The sequence below is a fragment of the Amycolatopsis rhabdoformis genome (assembly GCF_035918295.1).
Lineage (GTDB): Bacteria > Actinomycetota > Actinomycetes > Mycobacteriales > Pseudonocardiaceae > Amycolatopsis > Amycolatopsis rhabdoformis.
Genome location: NZ_CP142149.1, coordinates 5,273,928 through 5,291,075, shown reverse-complemented (window position 1 = coordinate 5,291,075; position 17,148 = coordinate 5,273,928). Strand labels below are relative to the sequence as shown.

Sequence of the window (17,148 nt, the reverse complement as noted above, 5' to 3'; positions counted from 1 at the left end):
TGTCAGAGGCCGAACATGAGCTCGGGTCGCTCCCACGTGACCCTCGGTGGTCGCGGCGGCACGGTTCCGGTGCGGCGGGCGCCCATCCGCTCGTAGAAGCCTGCGGCCGGGGGATGGGCGACCACGCGGACCGCGGGGAGGCCCAGCGCGCGGGCCTCGTCGAGGACGCGGGCCACGAGCCGCGCGCCCAGGCCGGTGCCCTGCGCGGCGTCGGCCACGAAGAGCAGGTCGAGCTCGGCGCCGGCGAGCGCGGCGAACCCGAGGGGGCCGGCGGGGGACCGGGCGAGGAAAACGTGGTGTGCCGCAACGTATTCGGGCGTGACCGAGTAGCCGTCGAGGATCGAGGCGTACGCGCCGGCGTAGGCCGAAGAGGCGTGCACGAGCGCGGTCAGCGCGGGCGCGTCGGCGGGCACCGCGCGGTCGAGGTCCGGCATGGCTGTGAACGCTAGCGGTTCCCCGGTCGGGTGACGGACGGTTACGCTGACCGGCGCGTCCCAGGACGGGACACACCGGACGATTCAAACTTTTGTCGGTGTACCGCGCGGTGGTGACTCTCTAGATTCGTCTGACTACCGCCGGTGGAGCGGGCGAGGCAGGGAGAGAGCCGATGCGCAGATTCAGCCGGGCCGCCACTCGGTCGGTGCCGTTGGCAGTGGGGGTGCTGCTGCTGGGCGCCGGGGTGGCGAACGCGCAGCCGGCCGGGCCGGACGCGGCCGCCCGCCGGACCGAGTCCGGGATCAGTGCGTTGCAGGGCATCAAGAAGTCGCTCACGCCCGCCGAGCGCAAGCAGGACAGCCGGCTGGTGATCGAGAAGCGGCTGCGGGCCGATCGCGGGCTCGCGGCGCTGCTGCCGGACTACCGCACGGGGCTGCCGGTGTCCGGTGGCTCGGTCTCGGTCGACATCACCGGCGCCGCCGGTACCGCGGTGGTCCAGGCCGTTCGGGCGGCCGGCGGCACCGTCCGCTACGCCTCGCCCGGTGGCGCGGTGCGCGCGGACCTGCCGCTCGCCGCGGTGGACCGGATCGCGGCGCGGGGTGACGTCGCGGGCGTCGCGCCGGCCGCGCAGGCCATGACGTGGCGCGAGCAGGATTCGAAGCGCGCGCTGGTGGCACAGGCGGTGACGCAGGTGTCCGAAGGGGACAAGGCGCACGGCGCCGACACCGCCCGCGCGCAGTACGGCGTGACCGGTTCCGGGATCAAGGTGTGCGTGCTGTCCGACGGCGTGAACTCGCTGGCGAAGTCGCAGTCGGCGGGGGAGCTGCCGGCCGTCGACGTGCTGGCGGGCCAGGCCGGCAGCGGCGACGAGGGCACGGCGATGCTGGAGATCGTCCACGACCTCGCACCGGGCGCCACGCTCGGGTTCGCCACGGCGTTCACCAGCGAAGCGAGCTTCGCCGCCAACATCCGCGCGCTGCGGACCACCGGCAAGTGCACGGTGATCGTGGACGACGTCGCGTACTTCGACGAGTCGCCGTTCCAGGACACGCAGGTGGCGCAGGCCGTGAACGACGTGACCGCCGCGGGTGCGCTCTACTTCTCCTCCGCCGGCAACTCCGGCAACCTCACCGACGGCACCAGCGGCTACTACGAAGGCGACTTCCGCGCTTCGGCCACCACGCTGCCGGGCATCACCGGCACCCCGCACGACTTCGACCCGGGCACGGCCACGCAGACCTCCGACCCGCTCTCGGCGGGCTCGCTCGGCAAACCGGTCACGCTGTTCTGGTCGGACCCGTGGGGCAAGTCGGGCAACGACTACGACCTGTTCATCCTCAACGCTTCCGGCAGCGTCGTGTCCTCGAGCGACAACCCGCAGACCGGGTCGCAGAACCCGTACGAGATCGCGTCGGTGCCCACCACCGGCTCGGGCTACCGCGTCGCCGTGGTCAAGTACAGCGGCGCCGACCGGTTCCTCGCGCTGAACGTGATCCGCGGCCGGTTCGTGGCTTCCGGTTCGCTCAAGGCCTTCAGCACCGCCGGCGTGACCTCGGGCCACTCCTCCGCGGCGGCCGCCTTCAGCGTGGCCGCGGCGCCGGCGGCCACGGCCTTCAGCCGCCCGCTCGAAGCCGGCGACCCGGCGAACCCGGCCGGCCCGTACCCCGGCCTGTTCACCTCGGCGAGCAAGTGGGAGCGCTTCACCTCCGACGGCCAGCGCCGCCTGTTCTACAACCCCGACGGCACCGCGCTGACGCCCGGCAACGTCTCGGCCACCGGCGGTGTGGTGCGGGCGAAGCCGGACCTCACGGCGGCCGACGGCGTGGCCACCTCCGTGCCCGGCTTCCAGCCCTTCTACGGCACCTCGGCGGCCGCCCCGCACGCCGCGGCCATCGCGGCGCTGCTGCTTTCGGGCAAGCCCACCGCGACGACCGCGGAGATCCGCTCGGCGTTGGTGTCGAGCGCGCTCGACCTGGGCGCGCCGGGCTACGACCCGGTGACGGGCGCCGGCGTGATCATGGCGGGCCCGGCGTTGGCGGCGTTGGGCGTGCCGCGGAGCTGAGCCGCGGCGGGGTCCCCGCTCACTTGCCGGCGACGAACAAGTGGGTGGGGGTCTCGGCGCCGACGTACTCGCGGCGGTGCACGGTGAGACCGGCGTCGGCCAGGGCCTTTTCCACGTCCGCGAGCGGGCGCAGGTGGAAGGTGCCGTGGCCGATCACGGCGGTGGCGGCCATGAACTCGGGGTCGCCGACGCCGAGCACGAAGCGCCCGCCGGGCACCAGCACGCGCGCGACTTCGGACAACGCGGCGGGCAGGTCGTCGACGAAGTAGATCGTGTTCATGGTGAGCACGGCGTGGGTCGAGGCGGTGGGCAGGGGCAGCGCGGTCAGCGTGCCGCGGTGCAGCCGGAGGCGGGCGTGTCCGGCGAACGTGGTGCGCGCGCGGGCCAGCATCGTGTCGGAGATTTCCACGCCGTGCACGGTCGCGCCCGCGCCCAGCATCAGGCGCAGGCCCAGACCGCCGCCGAAACCGAGGTCGGCCGCCGTCTCGTCGGGCCGCAAATCCAGCGCTTCCACGGCGGCGCGCGTCATGCCGCGGTTGCGCCGGTTGAGTCCGGTCGCGAGCACCCGGCCGAGGACCCCGCGGGGGTGGCCGAGTTGGCGTGCCAGCACGATGAGCAGTGGTCTCGGTAGTCGCATGCCGCCGAGTTTCTTGGCGACCCTCGCACCACGTCCACCGCTTCGACCAGGTGTGTGACGGCCGGGCAGCAGCGAGAGCGCGGACGGCTACCGGCTCGTGATCAGCAGGTGGAAGGCCCGGTCGCCTTCGCCGACGCGTTCGTGGCGGGTGAGGTTCAGGCCGGCGTCGCCGAGCGCGGTCTCGACCTCCGCCACGGGGCGCAGCCGGAAGCCGTGGCCGGTGAAGGGCATGGCGGCCATGGCTTCGGGATCGCCGATGCCGAGGACGAAGCGGCCACCCGGCGTGAGCACGCGGGTGACCTCCGCGAACGCCTGGGTGAGGTCCTCGATGAAGTACACCGTGTTGAGCGTGATCACGGCGTCCATCGAGGCGTCTTCCAGGGGCAGCGCGGTCATCGTGCCGCGGTGCAGGCGCAGGCGGCCGGCGGCGATGTTCTCCGGGAAGGCAGCGCGGGCCTTGGCGATCATGGTGTCGGAGATGTCGACGCCGTGCACCGTGCCGCCGGCCGCGCCGCGCAGCAGCCGGTCGAGGCCCAGGCCACCGCCGAAGCCGATGTCGAGGGCGGTTTCGCCGGGTTTCAGCTCGAGCGCCTCGACGGCGGCGGTGACGTTGCCGCGGTTGGCGCGGTTCAGCAGCCGCCCGACGGCGCGGCCGGGCAGCCCGCTGGGGTGGCCGAGCTGCCGCGCCAGCCCGGCGAGCAGAGTGTCTCGTGGTCCCATTTCCGCAAGTCTGCCCCGGTCGCGCGCCCGCGTCCACGACGTGGATTGTGGTGGCCCGGATGGTGTGGCAGCGTTTCGCGCATGGACAGCAAGACCGCGGTCGTGACCGGGGCGGGTTCGGGCATCGGCCGTGGGGTCTCGCGCGCCCTGCTCGACGCCGGCTACCGCGTCGCCCTCGCCGGCCGCCGGGCCGAAGCTCTGCAGGAGACGGCGGGCAGCCACGCCGAAGCCCTGGTCGTGCCCACGGACGTCGCCTCCCCCGACTCGGTCGCCGCCCTCTTCGCCGCGGTGCACGACACCTGGGGCCGGCTCGACCTGCTGGTGAACAACGCCGGCGTCTCCGCGGGCGGCACCGTCGCGGACCTGTCGCTCGACGCGTGGCGCCGCGTGCTCGACACGAACCTCACCGGCATGTTCCTGTGCGCCCAGCACGCCGTGCGGCTCATGAAGGACCAGGACCCGATGGGCGGGCGGATCATCAACAACGGCTCCATTTCCGCCCACGCGCCCCGTCCCGCTTCCGTGGCCTACACGGCGACCAAGCACGCCGTCACGGGCCTCACGAAGTCGATCTCCCTGGACGGGCGCGCCTGGAACGTCGCGTGTGGACAGATCGACATCGGCAACGCCGCCACGGAGATGACCGACCGCATGTCCGCGGGCATCCCCCAGGCGGACGGCCGCGTGCTCGCGGAGCCCACCTTCGACGTCGGCCACGTGGCCGACGCGGTGTTGTACATGGCCGGCTTGCCACTGGACGCGAACGTGCAGTTCCTGACGGTGATGGCCACGCGGATGCCGTTCATCGGGCGGGGATGACCCCGTCGCGGCGAAACTCGTCGAACAGCCGGTAGAACATCTTCTCGGTGTCCACATAGGAGTGAAAGCCGGCTCGCCGCGCCTTCGACGTGTCCGCGAACATGTCGTAGTCCCAGGAGAACACGAAGTCCCCGAACGGCCACGCGGAGACGTCCCGGTAGGAAGCCTTGAGGTCGTACTTCGCCGACATCCGCGACCACAGCGGTTCCTTGTCCGCCATCACCGTCGTGAGGGACAGGGGCAGCGGTGGTGCTGTGTCCAGTTCGAAGTACGCGGCCAGCTTCGGCCACAGCTCGCGCCAGCGGAACAGGTCGCCGTTGGCGATGTTGTAGGCCTCGTTGCGGGTGGAGGTGGCGGCCCAGACGGTGGCTTGCGCGAGGAGGCCGGCGTCGGTCATTTCGAACAGGCTGTCGTAGGCGCCGGGTTTGCCGGGGAAACGCAGCGGCAGCCCGAGTTCCTTCGAGATCGACGCGTACACCGCGATCACCAGCGCGAGGTTCATCGGGTTGCCCAGCGTCGAACCGCCGACCACCGAGGGCCGGATGGCCGACCAGCCGGGGCTGCGGCGCTCCAGGAACTGCTGCTGGTCGACGTTGAACTCCGGCGGCAGGTGCCCGGCGTCCGACTCGCGCGCGGGTGTTTTGAACGGGCCGAGGTGCGCGCCGTAGACCTTGTAACCCTGCATGAGGCTCACGTGCTGGAGACTGCTGCCCTCGAGACCGTCGACGAGGTTTTCGAGCATGGCGAGGTTCGGTGCGACGAGTTCGGCCCACGTCGGGCGGTCCTGGTAGGCCGCGTAGAACAGGTGCGTCACGTCGCGGTGGTCGGCGAGGGCGGCGCGGGTGGCGGCCGGGTCGAGCAGGTCGACGGCGAGCGAGCCGGGCCCACCCCGGCGGGAGAGGCCCAGGACGTCCCAGCCGTCGAGGGTGCGCAGGTGGTCGGTGAGGGAGCGGCCGATGATGCCGTTGGCGCCGGCGACGAGGGCCTTCCGCGGTGTGGTCATGCTTCGATCCTGCGGCGACCGGGCACCATGAGTCCAAGGCATACTTTTCAGGTCGGCGATAAACTGGGTTTATGACGAGCCTGCGCCAGCTGGAGTACCTCGTGACGGTGGTGGACACCGGCTCGTTCACGCGGGCGGCCGAGCAGCTCCACGTGACGCAACCCGCGCTGTCGCACCAGGTCCGCGCGCTGGAGCAGCACGTGGGCGGGCCGCTGCTGGAACGGTTGCCGCGCGCGGTGCGGCTCACGCCGATGGGCCGCGCCATGCTTCCCCACGCCCGCGCGGCCCTCGCCGACGCCGAACGCGCGCGGTGCGCCGCGCGGCAGGCCTCCGGGCTCATGGCGGGTGAGCTGCTCGTCGCCACGGTCTACTCGGTCAGCCTCGGGGTGCTGCCGGCCGCGCTGCGGGTGTGGCGGCGTGAGCACCCGGCGGTCGACGTGCAGTTGTTCGAGCACCGCCACGCCGACGAGCTGCGCGACGCGATGGCCGCGGGTGAGGCGGACGTCGCGATCGGGCCGGCGCCCGCGGGCTGGGAAGGGCCGGTGACGGAGCTGGGGACGGAGGAGTTCGTGGTCGTCCTGCCCGCGGACGACGAGCACCGCGACACCACCGTCGACCTGGCCACCCTCGCCGAGTGCGCCTGGGTGCACTACGCGCCCGGCCACGGGCTCGCCGAGGTCCTCGACGCCGCGTGCGCCGAGGCCGGATTCCGGCCGCGCGCGGCGGTGCGCACCGAGCAGACGGCGACCGCGCCGATCCTGGCGGCGGCCGGTCTCGGGCCGGCGCTGGTGCCGGCCAACGTGCTGCCCCCGGGGTTCGAAGGCCGGGTGCTGCGGCCGGCGAAGCCGGTGCGCCGGGTGCTCACGGCGTACAGCCGGCCGGAGCCCGATCCCCTGACCAGGGGGTTCGTCGAGGTCCTCGCGCGGCACGCGCGCCCCTGACGCGGCTCAGACGGAAAGGCCCGCCAAGTCGATCCCTGAGAACGCCGAAGCCCGGACGTCGTGCAGCCGCGGTGACCACACCGCGTGCCCGTGTCCAGTCCACAGTGGAGCCACCGGCAGGTCGCGCAGCAGCTGGTTCTCCGCCACGCGGTACAACTGCCCCGCTTCCGCCGCCGACCCGGCCGCCTCCGCCGCGGCGAGGTCCTGCCGGAACCCTTCGTCGGTGTAGCCGGCCGCCGAAGCCAGCGCCGACAACAGATCGGCCGGGCTGGCCGACGCGGGCTTGACATCCACAGTGGACGGACCGGACGCCTGGCCGTTGGGCCGCTGCGCCGCCGTCACCGGCACGCCCAGCGCCGAGGCCAAACCCGAAGCCAGCGGACGAGTCCACGTTCCTGAGCCGGGGTCGAAGTACACCGTCGTCGGGCCGGTGAAGCCCGACTGCGCGAGCAGGGACTTCGCGGCGGCCGCGTCGAAGGTGCAGGGGCGGCAGGTGCCGGTGCGTTCGCCGGGGGCGTCGGCGGGCGGGAGGAGGGCGCGGGCGGGGTCGACCTGGTGGGCCAGCGGGCCGGCTTCGAGGGCGGCGCGGTCGATGGCCAGGGCGAAGGCGTGGCGCACGGCGGCGTCGGCGAAGCGCGGGTCGCCGGTGGGGAACACGAGGTACCCGGCCTCCGGGAGGGGCCAGGTGGTGTGGCGGTCGGGGAAGTCGGTGTGCATGGCCTCGTGGCGGTCGCCGGCGACGGAGGTGACGAGGTCGAGCGAGCCGTCGCGCACGGCGTCGTACTGCTCCACCGGGTCGCCCACGTGCAGGTCGACCTCGGTGGCCTTGCCCTCGGCCGGGGTCACGCGCACGAGGGTGCCGCCGGTGCCGGGGGCCCAGCCGTCGGCGAGGCGGAAGGGGCCGTCGCCGACGGGGTGGCCGGCGAAGGCGTTCCAGTCCCGCGACGCGAGCACCGAAGCGGGCATCGGCACGAGCCCGGGCGCCGAGAGCCACGCGGGCACCTGGCTGCTGGGCCGGTCGAGCACCAGCCGGATCGTCGTCGGATCGGGAGCGGTGATCTGTTTCGCCCGCAACGACTTCGTGAGTACCGGGGTGGTCTTCCAGTTCTCGCCGGCGATGGCCCGCCAGGTGTCCACATAGGACTTCGCGGTGACCGGGGTGCCGTCGTGGAAGGTCAGGCCCGGGCGCAGCTTCACGGTCCAGGTGACGCGGTCCGGGCTCGTGATCGACGCCGCGGCGCGCGGCGTGAGCTTGCCGGTGACCGGGTCGTAGTCGGCGAGCGGGGTCCACAGCGCGCCGGTGACGAGGCGGCCGGCCTGGTCGTCGACGTCGGCGGGCAGCAGCGTGCCCGGCTCCTGCAGGCCGACCGTGACCACGCCGGGGCGGGCCGGTTCGTCGGACGAACAGCCGGCGAGCGCGGACAACGCCACCACGGCGGCGAGCAGGGCGGCGGGCAGGCGCATGGAGTCTTAATACCAGGCGGAAAGCAACGAAAGGCGGTTGTGTCCGGTTGGTCACCGTCTTAGAGTGCAACGGTCACGCTGGGCGTTCTGGGAGGTTCGTGTGCGCCGTTGGTGGGTTCGCTCTTGCTTGGCCCTGACCACCGTCGCCGCGACACTCGTCGCGACCGGCCTGCCCGCCGCCGCGTGCGGTGAGGACGACAAACCCGCCGCGCTGGCCCGACACACCGCCGGCGACCCGGGCGCGGTGAAGGGCGTGCGCGCGGTCGGCAACCTGCCCGACGCGGCGGGCGCCATCTCGGCCAACTTCCTGCAGATCGGCCACCGCGACGTGATGGTGGTGTCCGGCGAATTCGGCCTGAAGGTCTACGACCTCACGAAGAACCCCGCCGCACCGAAGGCCGTCGGCCAGTTGAGCCTGCCCGGGCTGTGGGAAACCGAGGACACCGAGGTCGATGCCCAGCGCAAGCTGGTCTTCCTCTCGCGGGACCCGCGCGCGTTCGAGGGCAACACGCACACCGGCGAGTCGGGCATCTACGTCGTCGACGTCTCGCGCCCGGAGAAGCCCACGATCCTCAGTTACGTGCGCGTGCCGGCCGGCCACACCACCAGCTGCGTCGACGGCTGCCGCTACCTCTGGACCGGCGGCCCCGCGAAGGCCGACGACCAGCCCGCCGACTGGGGCGGCCGCCCGATCTGGGTCACCGACGTGCGCAACCCGCGCCACCCCGTCGTCCACCCGGACCCCATCGAGCTCGCCCGCAACGACGGCCAGACCGACTACGTCCACGACGTCCAGGTCGACAGCGCCGGCGTGGCCTGGGTGTCGGGCCGTGGCGGTGTGCGCGGCTACTGGACGAGCGGCCTGCACCGCGACCCCGTGCGCGGCGGCATCCACCGCGCCACCGCGCTCGAGCCGATCCCGTACGCCGGCGGCGGCGTCGACGAAACCGCCGCCCCGTCGAAGTTCCTGCACAACAGCTTCCACCCGGTCGGCCCGGCCGACGCCGGCGCCTGGCGCGGCCATGACCTCGTGTACGCCACCGAGGAGAGCTTCCTCGACGGCTGCGCGGGCGACGGCGTGCTCACCATCTCCGACCTCTCGGGCTCCTACCACGGCGAAGGCTGGCGCTCGACCCCCGCGGACCCGTTCCGGCTGTCCTCGGTGGGCACCTGGAGCGTCGCCGGCCAGGAAGGCAGCGACCCGCTCTCCGACGACTGCTCCGCCCACTACTTCGACCTGCGCGGCCACGTGCTCGTCCAGTCCTTCTACTCCCAGGGCACGCGCTTCCTCGACGTCAGCGACCCGACCAACCCGCGCCAGATCGCCTACTACCGCCCCGCGGACGCGGCCTCGTGGGCCCCGTACTGGCACGACGGCTACGCCTACGTCGCCGACAACACGCGCGGCGTGGACATCCTGAAGCTCACGGCGTGACGCAGGGCCGAACCCCGGGGCAGCGGCGTCCCCGGGGTCCGGTGGTCGCACGGCCGCACCGTCGCACGTCAGTGCCGCGTCGGGCGGTAGATCAGTTCCATCGTGTTGCCGTCCAGCGTCCGGCTTTCCAGCAGTTCCAGGTCGAAGTCCTCGGCGCCCTCGAACAGGCGCGCCGCGCCGGTCGCGCCGGTGAGGGCCGGGAAGATCGTGAGCTGCACGCGATCGACCAGGCCGGCGGCCATCAGCGCGCGGTTCACGGCCAGGCTGCCGTGGGAGCGCAGCGGTACGTCGGATTCCTTCTTCAGCCGCGCCACCACGTCCACGGCGTCGCCGGCGGCCACCGTCGCGTCGGGCCAGTCGAGCGGCGAGTGCAGGGTGCTGGACACGACGGTGGTGGGCAGGGCGCGCATGCGGGCGACCCACGGGTCGAAGACGTCCGGGTCGAGCGAGGTGAACATCTCCGCGAAGTCGCGGAAGGTGGTGGCGCCGAAGACCATGCGCTGGGGCTGCTCGTACAGCCCGAAGCGGCGTTCGAGCAGCTCAGGGCCCTGCTTGCCCCAGTAGCCGCCCCAGTCGCCGGTGTGCGCGCCGAAGCCGTCGAGGCTGGAGAAAACGTCGAAGGTGTACGTGGCGGTCATGGTGTCCTCCTTGAGTGGTCCTTGCCCAACCCACGAATCCACTCCACGCCGTTCGACACGACCGCGGAAGAAAAATCGGCCCCGTCCGAAAAACCCTTCCGGACGGGGCCGCGGAGGTCACCGCCTGAGCCACACCGCCGTGTCCGTCGGCAGCTTCCCGTCGACCAGGTCTCCGCTGGTCAGCGCCATCGATGAGTGCTCGGGCAAGGCCACCGCTGTAGCCGAGAAGTTCAGCACGAACACGAACCCCGGCTCCCGCGAAAACGCCAGCACGCCGTCCCCGAGGTCCAGCCACGACACCGCCGCCGAACCCAGTGAAGTCCGCAGCGCCAGCCCCTGGCGGTACAGCGCCAGCATCGACGCCGGGTCCGCTTCCTCAGCCTCGGCCGTGTACGCGGCCCACGCCGCGGGCTGCGGCAGCCACGGCGTACCCGCCCCGAAGCCGAACGGTGCCTCGGTACCGGACCACGGCAGCGGCACCCGGCAGCCGTCGCGACCGGGGTCGGCGCCGTCCGTGCGCGCCCACACCGGGTCCTGCCGCAGCTGAGCCGGGAGGTCCTCGACCTCCCACAACCCCAGCTCTTCGCCCTGGTACACGTACACGCCGCCCGGCAGTGCCAGCGTGAGCAGCGCCGCCGCGCGAGCCCGCCGCGTGCCCAGCTCCAGGGACACCGGCGTGCCGTGGTGGCGGTCGGCGAAGGAGAAGCCGGTGTCGCCCGCGCGGCCGTAGCGGGTGACGTGCCGGGTCACGTCGTGGTTCGACAGCACCCACGCGGCGGGCGCGCCCACCTCCTCGTGGGCCCGCAGCGTGCGCGAGATGACGTCGCGGAAGCGCGCGGCGTCCCACGGGCACACCAGGAAGTCGAAGTTGAACGCCGAGTGCAGCTCGTCGCGCCGCAGGTACCGCGCGGCCCGCGACATGTCCGGCAGCCACATCTCGCCGACGAGCACGCGCTCGCCCGCGTACGAGTCGGCGATCTTGCGCCACGACCGGTAGATCTCGTGCAGCCCCTCCTGATCGGAGAACGGCGTCTCGTCGCCGTCGGCCACGTCCGGCAGCGCGGGGTCCTTCACGAGCCCGTCGGCGACGTCGATGCGGAACCCGTCGACCCCGCGGTCGAACCAGAATCGCAGCACGTCCTCGAACTCGGCGCGGATGTCGGCGTTGTCCCAGTTGAAGTCGGGCTGGCGCGAGCTGTAGAGGTGCAGGTACCACTCACCGTCCTCGACGCGGGTCCACGCCGGCCCGCCGAAGCGCGACTTCCAGTTGTTCGGCGGTTCGGCGCCGTCCACGCCGCGGCCGGGCCGGAACCAGAACCGTTGGCGCTCAACCGATCCCGGCCCGGCCGCCAGCGCGGCCTGGAACCACCGGTGCTCGTCGGAGCAGTGGTTCGGCACGATGTCGATGATCACCCGGATGCCGCGCTCGTGGGCCTCGGCGATGAGCGCCTCGGCCTCGGCGAGCGTGCCGAAGAGCGGCTCGATGTCGCGGAAGTCGGCCACGTCGTAGCCGCCGTCGTCCATCGGCGACGGGTACCAGGGCGTGAACCAGATGGCGTCGACGCCGAGCCGTTCCAGGTGCTCCAGGCGGGCCCGCACGCCGGCGAGATCACCGACGCCGTCGCCGTTTCCGTCGGCGAAGCTGCGGATGTACACCTGGTAGATCGCCGCGCCGCGCCACCAAGCCGAAGACAGTTCGGTCACTGCGTAGTCCTCCCAGTAGTTCTTTGCGGACAGTGCTCAGCCCTTGATCGAGCCGGCGGTGAGCCCGGCGAGGATCTGGCGCTGGAACACGAGGAACAGCACGATCAGCGGCACGCTCGCCAGCACCATGCCGGCCACCAGCAGGTTCAGCGGCATGTCGATCGCCACCCGCTGCAGCATCACGCTCAGCGTCTGCTTGCCGGTGTCGGGGAACACCAGCAGCGGCCAGATGAAGTCCTTCCACGCGGCCACGATCGTGAGGATCGAGACCACGGCGAGGATCGGCCGCGAGATCGGCAGGATGATCTGCCACAGCGTGCGCACCGGGCCGGCGCCGTCGAGGCGCGCGGCTTCCACGAGCTCGTCGGGGATCTGGTCGAAAAACCGTTTGAGCAGGTAGATGTTGAACGCGTTGGCCGCGGCCGGCAGCCAGATCGCGGTGGGGGAGTTGATCAGGTTCAGGTGCAGCAGCGGCAGGTCGGTCACCGTCACGTACGTGGGCACGAGCAGCGCCGCGGCCGGCAACATCAGCGTCACGAGCATGAGCCCGAGCACCACGTTGCCGAACTTCGGCCGCAGCTTCGACAGCGCGAACGCGGCCGGCACGTCCACCGCGAGCTGCACCAGCCACGCGCCACCGGCCACGATCACCGTGTTGAGGAAGTACTTCCCGAGGTCCATCTGGTCCCACGCCTCGGTGAACGACTCGGGGTGCCACTCGCGCGGCACGATGGTCGCCGGCGTCTGCGCCAGCTCGGCCGGCGACTTCATCGCCCCCGTGACCGCCCAGTAGAGCGGGAACAGGAACGCCAGCGTGAACAGCACGAACGTGCAGGCGAACACGATCACGTACACGGTCTTCCCGCCGCCGGTGCGCAGCTGCGAGGGGGAGACCAGCGTCCGTCCGGAAGGGACTGAGGAGCGTTTCCCCTTGCGCGGCAAAGCAGTGGTCATCGCAGGCCTCCTAGTCGTCCGCGCGCCGGGTGAGCCGCACGTACATCGCCGAGAACACGCCCAGTGCCACGAACAGCAGCAGGCTCATCGCGCTGGCCGAGCCGAAGTCGTTGTACACGAAGGCATACCGGTAGAGCAGGAGCAGCACGGTCACCGTCGAGTCGTCCGGGCCACCGCCGGTCATCACGTACGGCTCGGTGAACACCTGCATGGTCGCCACGATCTGCAGCAGCAGGAGCACCAGCAGCACGAACCGCGTCTGCGGGAACGTCACGTGCCGCAGCCGCCGCCACAGCCCGGCGCCGTCGAGCTCGGCGGCCTCGTACAGCTCACCCGGGATCGTCTGCAGCGCCGCCAGGTAGATCAGCGTGGTGCTGCCCATGTTGGCCCAGGTGGACACGAACACCAGCGACAGCATCGCCGTGGTCGAGGAGTCCAGCCACTGCAGGCCCGGCAGGCCCACGGAGGTCAACGCCGAGTTGAACAACCCCGGCCCCGGGTCGTAGAACCACTTCCACATCAGCGCGGTGACCACCGGCGGCAGCATCACCGGCAGGTACACCGCGAGCCGGAAGTACGCCCGCGCGTGGCGCAGCTCGTTGAGCAGCACCGCGGCCAGGAACGGGACCAGGAAACCGAAGACGAGCGCGAACCCGGTGAACAGCAGCGTGTTGCGCCACGCGACCCCGAACAGCGGGTCCTGGAAGAGCCGCACGAAGTTGTCCAGCCCCACCCACGTCGGCGGGTTCACGAAGTCGACCTGCTGGAAGCTCAGCAGCACCCCGCGCACGATGGGGTACCAGGAGAACAGCGCGAACACCACGAGCGCGGCGCACAGCAGCGCGTAGGCGGTGAGGTTCTCGCGGATGCGCCGCTTGAGCCGGGCGCGCCGGTGGTCTTCGGCCGAGGTGGCCGGGCGACCGGCCCGCGGCGTGACCGCGGGCCAGTCGAGGAGGTTACCGGACTTGGGCGAGGACACTGTTGACCTTCGACGACGCCGAGGACAGCAGCTGGTCCACGTTGGCGTTGCGGTCGGTGAGCACGGCCTGCATCACGCTGTCGAGCGCCGCGTAGATCTGCTGCGCGTTGGGCGGTTCGATGCTGCCCTTGATCTTCGCCGCGGTGTCCACGTAGGACTGGTAGTTCTCCGCGGGCACGTTGGCGTACTTCTTCTTCACGGCCAGCTGCTGGTCACGCACGGCGCCCTGCCAGATGTCCGGCGTGGGCTCGGTGGGCAGGCCCACCGGCTGTTTGCCGTCGGCGTACTGCTTCACGTGCGCGTCGAAGCGGTCGGGATTGAGGTACTTCCACTGGATCCACTCGAGGCCGGCCTTGATCTTCGCGGCCGACGCCTTCGGGTTGATCATGTAGCCCTCGCCGCCGAGCAGCGTGCCCTGTGTGCCGGGCATGCCGGCGATTCCGTAGTCCTCGTACTTGCCGTTGAACTGTTTCACCAGCACCGGCACGTTGTCCGGCGCGGCCATGTACATGCCGAGCTGGCCCGCGCCCATCATCCGCTGCACGTCCACGTCCTGCAGCAGCTGCTTGCTGCCCATGGAGTTGTCGTCCCAGCGCATGGCGTGCAGGTAGTTCAGCGCGGCGCGGCCCTTGTCGTTGTCGAAGTCGGCGACCCACTTGTCGCCGTCCTTGCGCGCGATGTCGCCGCCCATCGAGTAGAGCCAGCCGGTCAGGTGCCAGCCGCCCTGGTTGTTCTTGCTGTAGTCGGCGTACCCGACGATCCCGTTGCCCAGCGCGGAGATCTTCTTCGCGTCGGCGCGCACCTCGTCCCAGGTGGCCGGCGGCTTGTCGGGGTCGAGGCCGGCCTGCTGGAACAGCTTGCGGTTGTAGACCAGGCCCATGGTGTAGTTCGCGGTCGGCAGGCCGTAGAGCTTGCCGCTCGCGTCACGGAAGTTGTTCAGGAGTTGCGGCTGGATGTCATTGATGTGCGGCATGCTCTTCGCCGCTTCCGTGATGTCGGCCGCCTGGTGCCGGGCGATGATCTGCGCCGGATCCGTGAAGTACACGTAGTACACGTCTTCGAGCTGGCCGCCGGCGAGCTTGGCGGAAAACGTCTTGGGGTCCATGAACCCCTCGTGGGGCACGATGTCCACGTCCGGGTGCGCCTTCTCGAACTCGGCGACGTCGGCGTCGAACACCTTGCGCTCGAACGGTTGGGTGGTCGGCGGCTGCCCGGTGACGGTGATCTGCACCTTTCCGCCGGCGTCACCGCCTTCGGAGCCGCCGCCGCACGCGGCGAGGCTCACGGCCAGGCCGCCCGCGGTGAGCAGGGCGAGCACGGTGCGGGGAGTGCGGCTGGACCTCGCTGATCGGGACCAGGGACTGCTCATCTCAAGCCTCTTCTCGCGGTCGCGACGGCTGTGTCGTGATGGCGGTCACTCTAAAGTGTGAGACCAGAATGCCGCAAGAACCCGACGAGGATTTGCAAGTTACGAACAGGCAGAGATCAAGACCGGTGCCGCGCGGTCGACCCCCTCACCACGAGCTCGGGGGCGAACAGCAGCTCCTCGGGGGCGACCTCGCCGCCGTTGATCCGCTTCACGAGCAGCTCCACCACCGCGCGGCCCATCGCCTCGATCGGCTGGCGCGTGGTGGTGAGCGGCGGGTCGGTGCAGTTCATGAGCGCGGAGTCGTCGTAGCCGACCACGGAAATGTCGCCCGGCACGTCGAGGCCCTGGCGCCGCGCCGCGCGGATCGCACCGAGCGCCAGCAGGTCGCTCGCGCACAGCACGGCGGTGGCGCCGCGCGGGTACAGGCGCGCGGCCGCGGCGTGGCCGCCCTCGATGGAGAACATGCCGTGCTCCACCAATTCGTCGAGCACCGGCAGTCCGAGCTTGGCCGCGTACGAGCGGAACGCCGCGAGCTTGCGCTGCGAGGGCACGTGGTCGACCGGGCCCAGGACCAGACCGATCTTCTCGTGGCCGAGCGAGCTGAGGTGGCCCACGGCCTGCTCCACGGCCACCGCGTCGTCGCACGAGACCTGCGGCAGCCCGAGGTGGTCCACGGCCGCGTTGATCAGCACCGTCGGCAGCTTGCGTTCGGCGAGGTGGTGGTAGTGCGTGTGCACGGCGTCGGCCTGCGCGAACAGCCCGCCGGCGAACACCACCCCCGACACCTGTTGCTGCAGCAGCAGCTCCACGTACTCGGCTTCGGACACCCCGCCGGCCGTGCGCGTGCACAGCACGGGCGTGAACCCCTGCTGGGCCAGTGCGTTGCCCATGATCTCGGCGAGCGCGGGGAAAATGGGGTTCTGCAGCTCGGGCAGCACCAGCCCCACCAGGCGGGCCCGCTCCCCGCGCAGCTGCGTGGGGCGCTCGTAGCCCATCACGTCCAGCGCGGTGAGAACGGCGGCCCGGGTGCTCGCGGAAACCCCGGGCCGGCCGTTGAGCACCCGGCTGACCGTGGCTTCGCTGACCCCCACCTGTCGGGCCACTTCGGCAAGTCGACGCGTCATGGCTGAAACTTTACTGCAATGCGTCGCAAATTCTCGACTGCAGCACGCGAAGGCTCTGCCACGCTGCGCCACCACTCGCCGTCAGAGTTTGCGCCCCAGCTGTTCCGCCTGTTCGCGCAGCACCGGCAGGAACTCCTCGCGCAGCTGGGTCATCGAGATGCGCCCGGCGGTGGCGCTCACCGACATCGCGGCGACGGTGCGGCCGCGGGAGTCGAGCACCGGCACGGCGAGTGAGCGCAGGCCGAACTCGAGCTCCTCGTCGGTGAACGCCGCGCCTTCCTCGCGGGCGAGGTCCACGCGCCGGCGGATGTCGGCGGGGGTCACCGGGGTCTTCGGGGTTCGGGCGCGCGGCTCGCAGCGTTCGAGGTAGGCCGCGAAGTCCTCCGTGGACAGTGCGGCGAGGAGCACGTGCCCGGTCGCCGAGGTGTACGCGGGCACGCTCGCGCCGATGCGGACGCCGGTGTTCAGGATCCGCTTCACCTCGCTGCGGGCGATGAACAGCGCTTCGTTGTTCTGCAGCACGGCCAGTGACGCCGACTCCTGCACGTGCTCGCGCACCGCGGCCAGGTGCGGCTGGGCGAGTTGTGGCAGCGCCGTGGACTCGACGTACGCGTCGCCCAGGCGCAGGAGGCGCGGCGTGGGCAGGAAGTGCTTGCCGTCGTGGGTGAGGTAGCCGAGGTCCACGAGTGTGAGCAGGCAGCGGCGGGCCACGGCGCGGTTGAGGCCGGTGAGGCGCGCCGCGTCGCTGATCGCGAGCTTCGGCGTGGCCTCGCCGAAGAGCTCGAGGATCGCCAGACCTTTGGCCAGACCTGCCATTCCTTCGGCTGCGGGCACGGCTCTCCCCACGGTTCGCATGGCTCCGGG

The 17,148-nt window shown here is 71.5% G+C and carries 16 protein-coding genes; 4 read left to right on the top strand and 12 right to left on the bottom strand.

From position 1 onward, the window contains the following. Window positions 1-2: 2 nt before the first annotated feature. Window positions 3-434 carry a GNAT family N-acetyltransferase gene (locus VSH64_RS24125; RefSeq protein ID WP_326564938.1) on the bottom strand — a complete coding sequence of 144 codons (432 nt, stop codon included), beginning with the start codon at window positions 432-434 and terminating at the stop codon, window positions 3-5. 173 nt (window positions 435-607) lie between these two features. On the opposite strand from VSH64_RS24125, the gene VSH64_RS24120 reads away from it, so the two are divergent. Continuing rightward, window positions 608-2,497 carry a S8 family peptidase gene (locus tag VSH64_RS24120; RefSeq protein ID WP_326564937.1) on the top strand — a complete coding sequence of 630 codons (1,890 nt, stop codon included), beginning with the start codon at window positions 608-610 and terminating at the stop codon, window positions 2,495-2,497. A gap of 19 nt (window positions 2,498-2,516) precedes the next feature. On the opposite strand, the gene VSH64_RS24115 is transcribed toward VSH64_RS24120, so the two are convergent. Both VSH64_RS24115 and VSH64_RS24110 read right to left on the bottom strand, forming a co-directional pair. Continuing rightward, the gene (locus tag VSH64_RS24115; RefSeq protein WP_326564936.1) at window positions 2,517-3,134 is read right to left on the bottom strand and encodes a class I SAM-dependent methyltransferase; all 618 of its coding nucleotides are present in this window, start codon (window positions 3,132-3,134) and stop codon (window positions 2,517-2,519) included. 87 nt (window positions 3,135-3,221) lie between these two features. Beyond that, window positions 3,222-3,854 carry a class I SAM-dependent methyltransferase gene (locus VSH64_RS24110; protein WP_326564935.1) on the bottom strand — a complete coding sequence of 211 codons (633 nt, stop codon included), beginning with the start codon at window positions 3,852-3,854 and terminating at the stop codon, window positions 3,222-3,224. Window positions 3,855-3,935: 81 nt separating this feature from the next. Here VSH64_RS24110 and VSH64_RS24105 point away from each other — a divergent pair, with 81 nt between their 5' ends. Further along, window positions 3,936-4,673: an SDR family oxidoreductase gene (locus tag VSH64_RS24105; RefSeq protein WP_326564934.1), complete on the top strand. Its 738-nt coding sequence runs from the start codon at window positions 3,936-3,938 to the stop codon at window positions 4,671-4,673. On the opposite strand, the gene VSH64_RS24100 is transcribed toward VSH64_RS24105, so the two are convergent. Next, window positions 4,657-5,676 carry an SDR family oxidoreductase gene (locus tag VSH64_RS24100; RefSeq protein ID WP_326564933.1) on the bottom strand — a complete coding sequence of 340 codons (1,020 nt, stop codon included), beginning with the start codon at window positions 5,674-5,676 and terminating at the stop codon, window positions 4,657-4,659. The two genes, VSH64_RS24105 and VSH64_RS24100, sit on opposite strands and share 17 nt — an antisense overlap. A gap of 71 nt (window positions 5,677-5,747) precedes the next feature. On the opposite strand from VSH64_RS24100, the gene VSH64_RS24095 reads away from it, so the two are divergent. Next, a complete protein-coding gene (locus VSH64_RS24095) occupies window positions 5,748-6,617 on the top strand; it encodes a LysR family transcriptional regulator (RefSeq protein WP_326564932.1) in 870 nt (289 codons plus the stop codon). Between the two features lie 6 nt (window positions 6,618-6,623). On the opposite strand, the gene VSH64_RS24090 is transcribed toward VSH64_RS24095, so the two are convergent. Continuing rightward, complete coding sequence (locus VSH64_RS24090; RefSeq protein ID WP_326564931.1) at window positions 6,624-8,081, bottom strand: ABC transporter substrate-binding protein; 1,458 nt, start codon at window positions 8,079-8,081, stop codon at window positions 6,624-6,626. A 133-nt stretch (window positions 8,082-8,214) separates the two neighbouring features. Here VSH64_RS24090 and VSH64_RS24085 point away from each other — a divergent pair, with 133 nt between their 5' ends. Continuing rightward, entirely contained in the window at window positions 8,215-9,516 is a 1,302-nt protein-coding gene (locus VSH64_RS24085; protein ID WP_326838021.1) for an LVIVD repeat-containing protein, read from the top strand. 68 nt (window positions 9,517-9,584) lie between these two features. Here the strand turns inward: VSH64_RS24085 and VSH64_RS24080 are convergent, their stop codons facing one another. From VSH64_RS24080 to VSH64_RS24050, 7 genes are all read right to left on the bottom strand, one after another. Next, complete coding sequence (locus VSH64_RS24080; RefSeq protein WP_326564930.1) at window positions 9,585-10,154, bottom strand: dihydrofolate reductase family protein; 570 nt, start codon at window positions 10,152-10,154, stop codon at window positions 9,585-9,587. Between the two features lie 117 nt (window positions 10,155-10,271). Then, a complete protein-coding gene (locus tag VSH64_RS24075; protein WP_407655688.1) occupies window positions 10,272-11,849 on the bottom strand; it encodes a glycoside hydrolase family 13 protein in 1,578 nt (525 codons plus the stop codon). A gap of 45 nt (window positions 11,850-11,894) precedes the next feature. Then, the gene (locus VSH64_RS24070; RefSeq protein WP_326564928.1) at window positions 11,895-12,812 is read right to left on the bottom strand and encodes a carbohydrate ABC transporter permease; all 918 of its coding nucleotides are present in this window, start codon (window positions 12,810-12,812) and stop codon (window positions 11,895-11,897) included. Window positions 12,813-12,822: 10 nt separating this feature from the next. Beyond that, window positions 12,823-13,791 carry a carbohydrate ABC transporter permease gene (locus VSH64_RS24065; protein WP_326564927.1) on the bottom strand — a complete coding sequence of 323 codons (969 nt, stop codon included), beginning with the start codon at window positions 13,789-13,791 and terminating at the stop codon, window positions 12,823-12,825. After that, entirely contained in the window at window positions 13,769-15,160 is a 1,392-nt protein-coding gene (locus VSH64_RS24060) for an ABC transporter substrate-binding protein (protein ID WP_326564926.1), read from the bottom strand. Before VSH64_RS24060 ends, VSH64_RS24065 begins: the two co-directional genes overlap by 23 nt. Before the next feature lie 116 nt (window positions 15,161-15,276). Then, the gene (locus tag VSH64_RS24055; RefSeq protein ID WP_326564925.1) at window positions 15,277-16,284 is read right to left on the bottom strand and encodes a LacI family DNA-binding transcriptional regulator; all 1,008 of its coding nucleotides are present in this window, start codon (window positions 16,282-16,284) and stop codon (window positions 15,277-15,279) included. An 81-nt stretch (window positions 16,285-16,365) separates the two neighbouring features. Next, window positions 16,366-17,118 (bottom strand): IclR family transcriptional regulator domain-containing protein, encoded by a 753-nt coding sequence (locus VSH64_RS24050; RefSeq protein WP_326564924.1) that lies wholly within the window; start codon window positions 17,116-17,118, stop codon window positions 16,366-16,368. Window positions 17,119-17,148: the final 30 nt, after the last annotated feature.